Annotated in this window: 11 protein-coding genes; 5 read left to right on the plus strand and 6 right to left on the minus strand. The window is 31.0% G+C overall.

The genetic code is table 11. The features are described from left to right. Window positions 1–2: 2 nt before the first annotated feature. The 3 genes from LFT63_RS07280 to LFT63_RS07290 are packed head-to-tail and all read right to left on the minus strand — an operon-like array spanning window position 3 to window position 2,887. Entirely contained in the window at window positions 3–956 is a 954-nt protein-coding gene (locus LFT63_RS07280; RefSeq protein ID WP_029056138.1) for an osmoprotectant ABC transporter substrate-binding protein, read from the minus strand. 21 nt (window positions 957–977) lie between these two features. Then, window positions 978–1,613, minus strand: a complete 636-nt coding sequence (locus LFT63_RS07285) for an ABC transporter permease (RefSeq protein WP_029056137.1) — start codon at window positions 1,611–1,613, stop codon at window positions 978–980. Continuing rightward, entirely contained in the window at window positions 1,613–2,887 is a 1,275-nt protein-coding gene (locus LFT63_RS07290; protein ID WP_340768510.1) for an ABC transporter ATP-binding protein, read from the minus strand. Before LFT63_RS07290 ends, LFT63_RS07285 begins: the two co-directional genes overlap by 1 nt. A gap of 494 nt (window positions 2,888–3,381) precedes the next feature. Between LFT63_RS07290 and LFT63_RS07295 the strand changes: the two genes are divergently transcribed. Beyond that, on the plus strand, window positions 3,382–4,161 hold the full coding sequence (locus LFT63_RS07295; RefSeq protein WP_046467042.1) for a (S)-acetoin forming diacetyl reductase: 780 nt from the start codon (window positions 3,382–3,384) through the stop codon (window positions 4,159–4,161). An 87-nt stretch (window positions 4,162–4,248) separates the two neighbouring features. Here the strand turns inward: LFT63_RS07295 and LFT63_RS07300 are convergent, their stop codons facing one another. Then, window positions 4,249–4,851, minus strand: coding sequence for a YdeI/OmpD-associated family protein (locus tag LFT63_RS07300; protein ID WP_029056135.1), 603 nt, complete (start codon window positions 4,849–4,851; stop codon window positions 4,249–4,251). Window positions 4,852–5,029: 178 nt separating this feature from the next. Between LFT63_RS07300 and LFT63_RS07305 the strand changes: the two genes are divergently transcribed. Beyond that, the gene (locus tag LFT63_RS07305) at window positions 5,030–6,730 is read left to right on the plus strand and encodes an APC family permease (protein ID WP_340768513.1); all 1,701 of its coding nucleotides are present in this window, start codon (window positions 5,030–5,032) and stop codon (window positions 6,728–6,730) included. A gap of 122 nt (window positions 6,731–6,852) precedes the next feature. Further along, window positions 6,853–8,208 carry a carboxylesterase family protein gene (locus LFT63_RS07310; protein ID WP_029056133.1) on the plus strand — a complete coding sequence of 452 codons (1,356 nt, stop codon included), beginning with the start codon at window positions 6,853–6,855 and terminating at the stop codon, window positions 8,206–8,208. A gap of 43 nt (window positions 8,209–8,251) precedes the next feature. Here LFT63_RS07310 and LFT63_RS07315 read toward each other — a convergent pair whose 3' ends face one another. After that, window positions 8,252–9,421, minus strand: coding sequence for an MFS transporter (locus LFT63_RS07315; RefSeq protein ID WP_340768515.1), 1,170 nt, complete (start codon window positions 9,419–9,421; stop codon window positions 8,252–8,254). A 135-nt stretch (window positions 9,422–9,556) separates the two neighbouring features. Next, window positions 9,557–9,781 (minus strand): hypothetical protein, encoded by a 225-nt coding sequence (locus LFT63_RS07320; protein WP_029056131.1) that lies wholly within the window; start codon window positions 9,779–9,781, stop codon window positions 9,557–9,559. A 369-nt stretch (window positions 9,782–10,150) separates the two neighbouring features. Between LFT63_RS07320 and LFT63_RS07325 the strand changes: the two genes are divergently transcribed. After that, window positions 10,151–10,828 (plus strand): response regulator transcription factor, encoded by a 678-nt coding sequence (locus LFT63_RS07325; protein ID WP_029056129.1) that lies wholly within the window; start codon window positions 10,151–10,153, stop codon window positions 10,826–10,828. Between the two features lie 82 nt (window positions 10,829–10,910). Next, window positions 10,911–12,290, plus strand: a complete 1,380-nt coding sequence (locus LFT63_RS07330) for a HAMP domain-containing sensor histidine kinase (RefSeq protein WP_259677266.1) — start codon at window positions 10,911–10,913, stop codon at window positions 12,288–12,290. Window positions 12,291–12,340 lie beyond the last annotated feature (50 nt).

Below are 12,340 nucleotides of genomic sequence, written 5' to 3' on the forward strand. Positions count from 1 at the left end.
AATTATTGACCACCTTTCTTACTATTTTTGTCATCATCAAAATAGTTATGTTTTTTCAAGTATTCTTCTGCAATAATTGCAGGTTCTTTCCCTTTACCGTCAGCTTCATAATTTAACTTTTGCATTTCTTTAGTTGAAACTTTACCTTCTAACTTTTTCAAAGCTGTATCAATTTTTGGATTATCTTTAATCACTTTTTCTGTAGCCAATGGACTACCATCATATGGTGGGAAGAATTTACGATCATCTTTTAAAATTTTCAAATCATAAGCTGCAATACGTCCATCAGTAGAATAACCCACAGCTACATCCAATTTTTTATTTTTTAGTGCATCATATACTAAACCTATTTGCATTGGTCGTGCACTTGCAAATTTAAATCCGTAATCTTTAACGAAGGCTGGATATCCATCTCCTGCTCTATTCATCCATTGTGTATCCATACCTAATTTCAAGTCGTTTTTATGTTTTTCTAAGTCTGAAACTTTTTCTAAATGGTATTTTTTAGCTGTTTCTTTTGTCACCATAAATGCGTACGTGTTCGCAAATCCTAATGAATTATAATATTTTTGATCATATTTTTTCTTGAAAAGCTTTTGTGATTCAGACATCGCTTTTTTAGGATCTTTTGTTGGTTTTGCATTTAACACACTAGTTAATTCTGTACCTGTGTATCTTACAGCTGACATATTAACGTCGCCGCGTTGCAATGCGTTATGTTGAATAATACTTGATCCTAAGTTCCCAATGATTGTCGGCTTGATTTTGCCTTTAGTTTCATGTTCAATCATTAGTTTCTCCATATTTGCAATAATCTTTGTTTCACTTGTTTCAGTAGTCGTGATTTTAACATCATCTTTTGAATTGCCGTCACCTAAACCTGGTAAACTACATCCAGATAATACTAAGAGGGACAAGGCAATAAGAATCACTGTATATTTAATATGTTTCTTCATATTGTTACATCCTCCCTTTTCTTATCTAGATACTTTTAATCCTTTAGGTACCGCCCATTTTTCAACTAATGATAATAGCATGTCGACAATTAATGCTAACAATGTAACTAAAATAGCTGCACTAATAATCATAGGTGGTTGATATAAATTTAATCCATTGAATACTAAGTCTCCTAGTCCACCAGCACCAACATAACTCGCTAAAGTAGCCCAGCTGATGACATAAACACTTGAAAGTCTAATGCCACTAATAATTAATGGTAAAGCTAGAGGCAATTGGACATCTTTCATTAATTGAAATTGTGTCATACCCATACTTTGTCCAGCTTGTATAACATTTTTGTCTATATTTTTGACACCTAATACAGTATTATTCAATATCGGTAATAATACATAAATAAATAATGCAACAATGGCAGGTGTCTTACCTACTCCGAAAATAGGTATCATAATGGCCAATACAGCTAAAGTCGGTATCGTTTGAAGTACGCCAGCTATCGTTAATACAACATTAGCAGTTTTAGTCGTTTTAGATAATAAGATGCCAACAGGAACAGCTACGACGATTGCAATTAATAAAGCAATGATAGAAATATAGAAATGTTCAATCGTCTTTGATACGAGCTGGCTTCCATATTCATTCAAAAATGCTTTCATTATCGTTCATCTCCCGCTTCATCCTTATTCATCTTGTTTATAGAAGATGTATTCACATGTTGATGAGTGTCGTCTTGAGTGTGAAGATTATTTAAAGATTCATTCCCATTTGAAATGTTTGTCTCATTGGGCTCTACAGATTCTGACACTTCAGTATCACCGTCGCCCCAAATGGAGTCATATACGATATCAACTAAGTTTGCACGTGTGATAAGACCTATTAATTTATTGTCATTATCAACAACAGGTATGTTTCTCACATTACGTTTTAAAATAGTTCTAACTGAATCTTGTAATTTGGAATCAATATGTACTTTATAAATATCACGTTGCATTGTATCAATCAGTTCTTTTTTAGCTCTTAAACCTTGATTAATATCTTCTATATCTAAGAAACCAAGTAGTTTGTCATGGCTATTCACCACAAATATGGTATCTACACGTCTCTCACGCATGATATTAACTGCATCATTCAATGAATCATCTGCATGAACAGTAACAGGTTTAATCATGGCACCTTCAACTGTTTTCATATTTGGTCTATCTTGGATCAATCTGTTTTGACCAATAAAGTCTTTAACGAAATCATTGGCTGGGTTTCTTAATATATTATCTGGCGTATCAAATTGCACAACTTTACCTTGTGACATGATGCAAATTTTATCTGCGAGTTTAATTGCTTCATCCATGTCATGTGTAACGAAAATAAATGTTTTACCTAATTTTCGTTGTAATTCTTTAACTAAATCTTGTAACGTATCTCGAGTAATCGGATCAAGCGCACCAAAAGGTTCATCCATTAAAATGATATCTTGTTCAGCAGCGAGTGCTCTCACTACACCAATACGTTGTTGTTGTCCACCAGATAATTCAGCTGGATAGCGATCTAAATATTCAACTGGTAAATCAACAAGTTGAATTAACTCTTTTGCTTTTGCATCTTTCTTTTCTTTAGACCACTTTAATAATTTAGGTACTAATACAATATTTTCTCTAATTGTCATATGCGGCATTAAACCAATTTGTTGAATAACATAACCGATACTTCTTCTTAATTCCACGGGATTCATATGACGAACATCTTTGCCATTCATCTGGATTTCTCCATCAGTGGCCTCAATCATTCGGTTAATCATTCTTAATGCAGTTGTCTTACCACTACCACTCGTCCCAATAAATGCGATAAACTCTCCTGATTCAATATCAAGTGATAAATTATCAACTGCCTTTTTATTCCCAGAGTAAACCTTGGTTAAATTCTTAATACTTAACATGATTATTTTCCCCTTCCATTAAGTAAAAAATGGCGAATATCACTATACAATTTAAAAGACCAGCAGAACAGTTGTTAACTAATAAATAATATTGGTTGAACAAGCGTACGATGGTCTTTACCTTCAATGTTTAATTTTAAAAAGATGTCATTATGTTACTGCTATGTGTATAACATTGGCTTTAGGTTTCTATGTATGCATATTCGACAACGATATAAATATATACCCTATATAATTTTAATAAACATATTGCGTTTTTACAAAATTCATTTATTTAAACTTAACAAATTTATAAAGATATTCATAATTTTAATTTGAATTACAAAACGATAAACATTGTATTTCTAGCTTAAAATTATGAATTGTGAAAGTTATTTTAATAATTAATGACAATAAATCGAAAAGTATTTTTATGTTACACATTTATGAATACCTAATGTTCTTTTGTGATATTTTGAACTTGTATTAAAAAATAATAAAAAGAAGGGTTAAAAATGAATGAACAAAATAAAGTAGCAGTTGTAACTGGTGGCGCACAAGGTATTGGTTATCAAATTGCTAAACGTTTATTCTCAGATGGTTTTAAATTGGCTATTGTAGATTTCAATGGAGAAGGTGCAAATCAAGCAGCACATGCTCTATCACAAGATGATTCAAAAGTAATCGCAATCAAAGCTGATGTTTCAAATCGAGACGATGTATTCAATGCGATGAATCAAACAGTAGAACACTTTGGAGACTTACACGTACTAGTAAGTAATGCAGGTTTAGGTCCTATGACACCTATTGATTCTATTACCCCTGAAGACTTTGACAAAGTATATGGTGTCAATGTGAAAGGTGTACTATGGGGTATTCAAGCAGCACATGCTCAATTTAAACAGTTAGGTCATGGTGGTAAAATTATTAACGCCACATCACAAGCTGGCGTTGAAGGAAATGCAGGTTTATCACTTTATAGTAGTAGTAAATTTGCAGTGAGAGGTTTAACACAAGTTGCTGCGCGTGATTTGGCAAATGAATCTATCACAGTAAATGCGTATGCGCCAGGTATTGTCCATACACCAATGATGGAAGGCATAGCTAAAAAAACAGCTGAAGAAGCTGGCCAACCTGAATCTTGGGGATGGAAACAATTTACTGATCAAATTGCTTTAGGAAAACTATCCCAACCAGAAGATGTATCCAATGTTGTTAGCTTTTTAGCTGGTAAAGATTCAGACTATATTACTGGCCAAACAATCATCGTTGATGGTGGCATGAGATTCCATTAATAATCATTGGCATTGTTTAAACTCTTACTATATAAAAAGACTAAGCGAAGTTAGCAGTATATGATTACTGTTAGCTTCGCTTAGTTATTACTTATCATGCATACCTTTACCTTCAAGGATATGATTAATATATTTATCCACACGCTTTTGTCTAGTATCTGCGCGTTTTGCTTCTCCGATATGATGTAAATATTGTCGTTGTCTCCCAGGTGTTAATTGTTTAAATGCTTCTTTTAACTCTGTCATTTTATCAAATTGTTGTTGTAGTTCATCTGGAACTTCATAGTCCTCTGTTTTCTTTAATTTTACTTCTTTACCTGCTTTTTCAATGTCTATCGCTTGTTTCACATAATCAATAATTTCTTCTTTTCGTGATTGAATATCTTCTAATTTTTCAAATCGTAACTGTCTTGCAGATTGTACGTTTTTCGTTTGTTGAATTAGCGTGTTGTAACTGTCTTCTATTAATGCACCTTTGAAAAACATAACCGCAACATATTCTTTAAACCCGTGTATTAAAACAACGTTTTTATTATTAATTGTGTAACAAGGGTGCATCCATTTCATTGTTTCTTCTAAATCATCAAAATTTACAATGGTCTCTCTTAAATAATTGAATTCATCTTTCCATTGACTATCCTTTTTTAAAAATGCTTCCACATCAGCATTGATATTTTTTTGACTACTCATTTGTTTGCCCTACTTTCTACTTTTTCCAGTGATTTATTCACTATTATATACCAAAATATTTAAAACACTATTTTTATACATTTATACAAAAATTACAATATATGCATTTGACTAATATTTTAACTAGCGTATAATAATGGCGTAGTATTTTCAGAATATAAAAGAATGAGGAGTCAATATGGCAAATAAAAATGAAACAGAATCGAATAACAGCAAGATTAATCTGCCCCAATTAGTGTTACTCGGACTAGGATCATTAATTGGTTCAGGTTGGTTATTCGGTGCATGGGAAGCATCTTCTGTTGCAGGCCCAGCAGCTATCATTTCTTGGATTATTGGATTCGTAGTTATAGGAACAATTGCTTATAACTACATAGAAATTGGAACTATGTTCCCACAATCGGGTGGTATGAGTAACTATGCTCAATATACACATGGTTCACTACTTGGTTTCATAGCCGCTTGGGCAAACTGGGTATCACTAGTAACGATTATCCCTATTGAAGCAGTATCTGCTGTTCAATATATGAGTTCTTGGCCTTGGGATTGGGCTAAGCCAATGAGTGCCTTAATGAAAGACGGTTCGATAAGTACTTCTGGTTTATTCGCCGTTTATGCTATTATTATCATCTTTTCATTATTAAACTATTGGTCAGTAAAATTACTAACTTCATTTACTAGCTTAATTTCATTCTTTAAATTAGGTGTACCATTATTAACAATTATCATGTTAATGGTATCTGGATTTGACACTGGTAATTATGGTCATTCTATAGGTACATTCATGCCATACGGAAGTGCACCAATATTTGCTGCGACTACAATGTCTGGTATTATCTTCTCATTTAATGCATTCCAAACAATCATTAATATGGGATCAGAAATCAAGAGTCCTGAGAAAAATATCGCACGTGGTATTGCAATTTCATTAACTATTAGTGCTGTACTATATGTTATTTTACAAAGTACATTTATCACTTCAATGCCACAATCAATGATTCATGAACATGGTTGGAGCGGTATTAACTTTAACTCTCCATTCGCTGATATGGCTATTTTACTAGGATTAAATTGGTTAGCTATTTTACTTTATATTGAAGCTGTAGTATCACCATTTGGTACTGGTGTATCATTTGTTGCTGTAACTGGTCGTGTGTTACGTGCAATGGAAAAAAATGGTCACATTCCTAAATTCTTAGGAAAAATGAATGAAAAATATAAAATCCCACGTGTTGCAATTGTCTTTAATGCTATTATCAGTATGGTAATGGTGACATTATTCCGCGATTGGGGTACACTAGCAGCCGTTATTTCAACTGCAACATTAGTTGCTTATTTAACAGGTCCAACAACAGTTATCGCATTACGTAAAATGGGACCTAAGATGACGCGTCCATTCAGAGCTAGAATTTTAAAATTCATGGCACCACTGTCATTCGTACTTGCTTCATTAGCTATTTATTGGGCTATGTGGCCAACGACTGCAGAAGTTATTTTAATCATTATTTTAGGTTTACCAATTTATTTCTTCTATGAATATAAAATGAATTGGAAAAACACTAAAAAACAAATCGGCGGAAGTTTATGGATTATCATTTACCTAATTGTACTTTCTTTCCTATCATTTATCGGTAGTAAAGAGTTCAAAGGTTTAAACTGGATTCACTATCCATGGGATTTCTTAGTTATCATTATTGTTGCCCTTATTTTCTATCAATTAGGTGCAATTAGTTCATTCGAAAGTGTCTATTTCAGACGCGCTAAGAAAATGAACAGCAATATGGGTGATAAACTTAAGAAACGTAAACGTCGTGAAAGACGCGAAAAAATCGCCGAAAAACGTCAAGAACAACAAGAAGAGCAAGAACAAAATAAATAATATATTGAAAACTGCTAATGACTAAAAATAGTCTTTAGCAGTTTTTTGTATGTTGTTAGAAGTTATCAATCATTTATTATATAGTGAATATATAGTACGAATTGAGAGGACGAGTGGTGTGTATGGTGAACGTGAAAACAAGCAATGGAGAAATTAATGGTATTCATAAAGATGGTATAGATACATTTCTTGGTATTCCGTATGCCACCTTGTCTAATGGACGTTTTAATCATTCTAAAGTTTATAAACAATGGTCTGAAGCTATACATGCAACACATGTTCAAAGTATTCCTCCTCAACCTTATAATCAACTTGAAGACTTTTTCTCAAATGATGATGACTACCATTTCAATCAATTTTCTCAACATGAAGAGTGTCTATATTTGAATATATGGCGACAGCATCACCATTCTGAATCACGTCCAGTTATTATTTATTTTTACGGTGGAGGCTTTATCAATGGTCATGCTAATGCCGAATTATACTCTCCTAAAAATGTTGTAAAACAAGAAGATGTCATTGTCATCACTTTTAACTATCGTTTAGGTGCATGGGGATTTTTAGATTGGTCTTATATCAATTCTAATTATGATTTAAATAATGGCTTATCTGATCAACTAAATGTTTTAAAATGGGTTCACCAAAACATTGAAGATTTCGGCGGTGATCCTAACAATGTCACATTAATGGGACAATCAGCAGGAAGTATGAGCATTATGGCTTTAATGCAATTACCTCATACTTATCCATACTTCCATAAAGTAATGTTGCTAAGTGGCATCTTAAACTTAGATAGCCCAACAATAGGGTATGATAAAGCTCAAAGATTTAGTAACTTAATCTCAAAACAATATCCTAATGTCTCAATAGATGCATTATCGACTGACGATATATTAAATATCATGATGTTAGATCAAACATCGCGAGGTAATTCAAAAGGATTGGAATTAATATATGCACCCATTCAAACAGCTGATATGGACTTTAATAATGCTAACTTTTCAAAACCCATCTTCGTTTCATATACGAAAAATGAAGGTGATATTTATATAAAAAATGAATCACGCAAACTAACTACCGAACGATTTGTTGAAGCCATGTCATTTAATAAAGTTAATATCGATTCGACGGAAGCGATATCTGCCAAACAGCAATCAGATTGTATTACCAAGTATATTTTTCAACAGCCAGTACATCGTTTCTTAAATGACATGAAGCATAACCCACATATATGGTTAGCTTGTTTCAAGTGGTATCGTACTGATAGTAAGTACTATAAAAGTGCATATCATATTTTAGATATGATTTTTTGGTTTGGTAACTTGAATATTTTAAAAGCGCATCAATTATCTGTTACACAGCATGAAACAAAGTTAAGCTCGAAAATGATACATGATTTATGTTACTTTGCTACACACAGTAAAATGCCTTGGACCCCTTATAATGAAGACAATAAAAGACCATTTAAATACAAATAAAAGCGTCTCCTCTTTTGGGAGACGCTTTTGTTTACTTAAAAATTTAATTTTTAGCAAAATGATTATTTTTTAATGCTATAGTAACAATTAAACCTAAAAATCCAATGAATGCACTCGTATAAGTCACAAAGTGAACTGACATATTTGATACAACGAGTCCACCTATAATGCCACCCATTCCTATTCCGGCATTCAAACTAGACATGTTCCAACTCATCACTTGACTTGTGTCGCCTTCAACTTGTTCGATAAGACCACTTTGTACGGCAGGATTAGTACTCCATTGCATAATATTCCATACAAATAAACCAATTAATAACATAATAGTACCTGATAATATGAAGTTCAAAATAAGCATCATTACAATAAATATCGTAATTGAAATAATCAACCAACGCTTACTTGTCCATTTATCAGCAAAAATACCACCTAATGATGTACCAATGACACCAGCAACACCATTAATTAATAATGCGAGTGATACAAATGACATTTCGTGACCATTTGATAATATAAGTGGATTAATATATACAAATGTGACTGAGTTTGCAACTAAAATCAAGAATGTAATTGTTATAAATTTAGCAACTTCACCAGGACGTAATACTTTTGATATGACTTGATTGCTATGATTAGTGTTTGAGTTATTAGAATGACTTAATTCATTCTCTTTAGGTAGGAAAAACATCATTAAAATTCCTACAATAACACTGATAACAACTATAAATACAAATGTAAATCGCCAACCTACCATATCACCTATTAATGTTCCTACAGGCACTCCAAACACATTTGCTCCGCTAAAACCTGAATAAACGATTCCTATCATTTTCCCTCGATTTTTAGCTGGCGTTAACATTGCAGTGAGCGCTAGTACTTTAACAATAATTAATGAGGCCGCTGCAGATGAAAGAATTCGACCTATAACTAATATCGTGAAATTAGATGCGACTGCTATAATTAAATTCCCTATAATAAAAGCAATTAAGGTCCATAACAGGACTGATTTAGCTTTAAAACGTTGTGTTACTTTAACAAGTATTGGCCCACAAATCGCAAAGGTTAAAGCATATAAAGTCACTAGTTGACCTATTACGGCTTCTGATACATGTAAGTCCTGACTCATTAAATTCATAATTCCAGCTACCATCATCTCAACCATTCCAACGATAAATACACTGAATATGAAGGTGATGATACGCATCAACGACATAATATATCCCCCTTCCCTATAAAAATACAATATTTGTAGCATCAAAAAAACAGCTACAAACCCATTTAATTTGATTAGTAACTGTTACATTATATAATATAAATTAATACTTTTGTTTGTCAGGAATTTAAATTTTTAAAATTTGTCTTCACCAATGGCATGATTAATGATTTCCAGTACACCCATTAAAACAATTGCCCCCATAACTCCGCCATTAACTATATAAGCATTATGTAGTAACGTTTCCATACCAAAATCTTTATGCCATGTATTTTCAATAAACACTAAAATACATCTAGTTACATCATATATTACTAAAATTATTAATATAAAAGACAACAGATAACCTAGGACTTTCATTTTATATTATCCCCCATCTTTAGTTTATTATCGTATTTCTCTTTAATTTCACCAAAATAGATTAATAAAGTATTAATAAAAGAAATACCACAAATGACGTATGGTCCCTCTAAGAAGTTAAAGAAAGTTAAATTGAAATACTCTCCCAATTCTCTCACGAATAATAGTGTTAAGACTGAGATTATAAAAACACAAGAAGTCACTAGAACTTTTTTCATTGTTAACATCTCCTAAACTTATTATTTAATTTCATGTTATGACATATAAATAAAGCTTCATTTATTTTAAGTTTAAATTTTCCTTAAATATCGAAAGTTTCATAGTTTAATTATTTAATAACGCGTAAACTATAACTGTGAGGTGGATAAAATGACTTCCAAAATACTAATCATTGAAGACGATAAAGATATTCAAGAATTAATCAAACTTTCTTTAACAACTAAAGGTATTTCATCAATAGATACAGCAGATGATATAGAAGAAGGATTACACTTCATAAACCAACATACATACAATGTCATACTGTTAGATTTAAATTTAAAGTCTGAAGATGGATATGAATTAATGAAGTATGTTAACTTATCTACTACTTCAGTTATAGTCGTTACTGCTAAGGAAGAAAATATAGAATTATATAGAGGTTTTGAAAAAGGTGTTGTTGATTATATTAAAAAGCCCTTTGATCCAATGGAATTATATTATAGAGTGTCTCTTCATTTAAAAGAAACACCAAATGATTTATATAAACAAGGCCATTTATTTGTTAATTTTAAAAGTGGCTCAGTTCAAATTAATGGTCAACCTGTTACATTAACTGCTCGAGAATTAGACTTACTTTTCTATTTTATTAATAATAAAAATCAAATTTTATCTAAAGATCAAATTTACGCAAAAGTTTGGGGATATGAGACGTCCGTTGATGATAATACGTTAATGGTACATATTAGAACGTTACGACGAAAAATTGAAAAAGATCCTAATCATCCAGAATTTATAAAAACATTACGTGGAAAGGGATACATATTTAAGGATAATAATTATGAATAAACGATTTATATTAAAGTTTTTTAAATACTTAACAACATTTTTGACACTATCTTTCGTCATAATTATTATCACTATAGTATTAATGATTAACTTATTAATGAGCGCATCATATTCTGACATTAAAAGTATCGATCCTGATTATTTTTTATCCAATAAGATTAAAGACATTCCTTATACACATTTAAATAATTTGGCCAAAAAGGAAAATGCTGAATTATATGTTACTAATCATAAGGGAGATATTCTCTACCCTAAAAATTTTAATAAGAAAAATGTTAAATCTTTAATTTTGAATAATATTAATTATGCCAATGCGATTCCAACTTCTAAAGAAGAAAAGAATTATATTGTTTATATATACAAAAATAATCATCAGTCCTCTGTAAAAAATGCTAAGCATATTAAAACACATCAATTACTTCAAAGTATTACGACACATGACTATAATAAATACAACTATAACTATCAAAACAACAAAATTGGATTCTACAAAAATTCTAATCAAAACCCAATTTCAAGTAAATCATTTAGTCAAAATGATATAGCGAATAAACTTATTGATATTCCTAAAATTTTGATAATTGCCTTAATCATCAATGTAGTATTAGCGTTAATCACTTCCTATTTAGTTTCAAGAAGGCTAACTAAACCTTTAGGTTATTATATTGATTGGATTGGTAATCTATCTAAGGAAAAACTGCATCAACCAAACACTAAAGGTAATATTAAGAAGTATAGTAAAACTTATCCTGAATTACACAAATCATTAACATCATTAAATCAACAATTACTTCAAGACAAAATATACCAAAATCAGATTAACTATTATAAATCAAAATGGATTTCTCAAATTTCACATGATTTAAAATCACCACTAACGTCTATCTATGGTTATTCAAAAATAATTGAAGTTGATGACTCAAATAAAAAATATTTAAATCTTATATCAGAAAAAGCTAAATACATGGAAGATTTGATACAAAGTTTAAATAAAGATTTTGATAACGAAACAAATCAAATGAAACATGATAAAGAAAGTTTTCCAATTCAATATACAGTAGAAAAATTCGTTTCCTCTATTGGTTATGACAATATAGAACTCTCTTTTCTATTTGATCAAGAAGAAACTTTTTATGGTAATAAATTATATTTTGAAAGATGTCTTATCAACTTAATAGAAAATAGCATTGAGCATAATAATCTGAATCCAAAAATTAATATATTGTTTGATAAAATTGAAAATACTCTTTTAATTGATTACAAAGATAATGGTCAAGGATTACCAAGTAATAAAAATGATATTTTCAAACCTGGTTATAGTACTAAAGCGACCAACAAAGTTAATCATGGTTTAGGATTAACCATTATCAAAGAAGCTATTGATTATCATAATGGCAGTATTCATATTATTCCTACAACGAACGGCGTACATTTCAAAATCAAATTAATTTCACAGATATAAAAAAGCCAACTAATGATTTCAATTAAGTTAATCATTAGTTGGCTACTTGA

It is taken from the genome of Staphylococcus sp. FSL H8-0121 (genome assembly GCF_038008425.1).
GTDB classification, from domain to species: Bacteria; Bacillota; Bacilli; order Staphylococcales; family Staphylococcaceae; genus Staphylococcus; species Staphylococcus pasteuri.

Excerpts from the sequence above, each read along its gene's own strand:
- LFT63_RS07280 (WP_029056138.1), bottom strand. The coding sequence starts at position 956 with ATGAAGAAACATATTAAATATACAGTGATTCTTATTGCCTTGTCCCTC.
- LFT63_RS07285 (WP_029056137.1), bottom strand. The coding sequence starts at position 1,613 with ATGAAAGCATTTTTGAATGAATATGGAAGCCAGCTCGTATCAAAGACG.
- LFT63_RS07290 (WP_340768510.1), bottom strand. The coding sequence starts at position 2,887 with ATGTTAAGTATTAAGAATTTAACCAAGGTTTACTCTGGGAATAAAAAG.
- LFT63_RS07295 (WP_046467042.1), top strand. The coding sequence starts at position 3,382 with ATGAATGAACAAAATAAAGTAGCAGTTGTAACTGGTGGCGCACAAGGT.
- LFT63_RS07300 (WP_029056135.1), bottom strand. The coding sequence starts at position 4,851 with ATGAGTAGTCAAAAAAATATCAATGCTGATGTGGAAGCATTTTTAAAA.
- LFT63_RS07305 (WP_340768513.1), top strand. The coding sequence starts at position 5,030 with ATGGCAAATAAAAATGAAACAGAATCGAATAACAGCAAGATTAATCTG.
- LFT63_RS07310 (WP_029056133.1), top strand. The coding sequence starts at position 6,853 with ATGGTGAACGTGAAAACAAGCAATGGAGAAATTAATGGTATTCATAAA.
- LFT63_RS07315 (WP_340768515.1), bottom strand. The coding sequence starts at position 9,421 with ATGTCGTTGATGCGTATCATCACCTTCATATTCAGTGTATTTATCGTT.
- LFT63_RS07320 (WP_029056131.1), bottom strand. The coding sequence starts at position 9,781 with ATGAAAGTCCTAGGTTATCTGTTGTCTTTTATATTAATAATTTTAGTA.
- LFT63_RS07325 (WP_029056129.1), top strand. The coding sequence starts at position 10,151 with ATGACTTCCAAAATACTAATCATTGAAGACGATAAAGATATTCAAGAA.
- LFT63_RS07330 (WP_259677266.1), top strand. The coding sequence starts at position 10,911 with ATGATTAACTTATTAATGAGCGCATCATATTCTGACATTAAAAGTATC.